1 protein-coding gene is annotated in these 1,479 nt (G+C 32.2%); it reads right to left on the bottom strand.

Annotation, left to right across the window (positions count from 1 at the left end):
- Positions 1 to 27: 27 nt before the first annotated feature.
- Entirely contained in the window at positions 28 to 1,215 is a 1,188-nt protein-coding gene (locus TS1_RS12145) for an IS110 family RNA-guided transposase (RefSeq protein ID WP_041591873.1), read from the bottom strand.
- Between the last annotated feature and the right edge of the window lie 264 nt (positions 1,216 to 1,479).

The raw sequence follows: 1,479 nt of genomic DNA, 5'->3' as shown, positions 1-1,479 counted from the left end.
AGTATGAATTGTAAATAATAGTTTCGATTAACCTCGTGGGGACTTGGTATAATCGTAATATTCATTATTAGAAATAAGGTAATGAATCGTTTTGAGTAATTTATTCATACAGGCGATCATAGCTACTTTATGTTTCTTTACATAAGGTGGCTTTTTTAGTTTATAATAATAGTCTATAAAATGGTTCCTAATATTCTTTTGTTTTTTAATCATATTCTGAATAGTAAAAAATAAAATCATCCTTGCTCGACTATTCCCTCTTTTTTGAATTTTATCTTTATGTTGTATTGTGCCTGATTGATAAGTGCGTAAATCAATCCCCACATAAGCATTCATTTGTTTATGCGTGTCAAAGCGACGAATATCGCCAAGTTCTGCAATTAACAGTGCAGCTGTGAGAGGGCCAATACCAGGAATACTTTCTATATATTTAAATTCTGTACATGTCTCTGCAAAGTGGATGAGTTCATTCGAGATTCGATCTTTTTGTTGTTTTAAACTTCGAATGGTTTTTAAGCGATATTTCACTTCTTTAACCATAAAACTATCTTCCTCAACTACAGAATAAGCTTCTTTAGCAATAAATTTAAGCCACAAGGCTTTCTCTTTGGCTTGCTTTTCGGACAGTTTTTTTCCTGTCTGCTTTAAGATATAATTTTTAATCTTTGTTGGAGAAGTTTTCTGAACAGTGTCCGGGTGAGTATATTTATCCATAATATTTAAAACAAAATATGTCATATTACTGCTATAAATTTTTTCTAGCCCTGGAAATACTAGTTGTAATTCGCTGTGTAAATAGTTGCGCTGTACTAACAAGTTCGAATGGACCTCATCATATAGTTTAGAATACATGCGTAATTCATTATAGTTATTTGAATGACAAAACGTTTTAGATCGTTTATTTGTCAGATGAGTTTGAGCTAATTGATGGGCGTCATTTTTATCGCTTTTTCTTTGACGCATAGTGGCTATTTGTAATTTTGCTTCTAAAGGGTTTAAACAAGAATAAGAAAAATTATTTTTTGTGAAAAAATGTTCCCAACATTTTGAATATACACCTGTAGCTTCAAAAACAACCTCTACTTGGTTATTTTTTAAAAATGGTAATAATTTATCAAATTGTTCGGGGGTGTGGACGATCTCCCTTTCTTCGATACAATATTCATTTTTATAAACCACCATATAACTTTTCCCTTTACTAACATCTAAAGCCATTATAAACAAAGTAATCCCTCCTCAATAAAAATCTTGAAGCCTCACTAATCCATGCTTTTTTACTTTCCTATACACGGTTTCAACGAACCAACATACTTCAAACAAAATGGACATAGTTAGTGAAGGAGACCTGTTTGACATACGGGTTCCATGGCCCTATCGTGTTGGCGGTCTTTACTTCACTTCTACTATATAAAAAATAGTAGTGTAATACCACCGTCGTGATATTACACTACTAATCTTAGTATGTTTGACAAAGAGCCC

The sequence above is a fragment of the Tetragenococcus solitarius NBRC 100494 genome, assembly GCF_001544195.1.
Classification (GTDB): domain Bacteria; phylum Bacillota; class Bacilli; order Lactobacillales; family Enterococcaceae; genus Tetragenococcus; species Tetragenococcus solitarius.
This window is presented reverse-complemented; position numbering and strand designations above follow the sequence as displayed.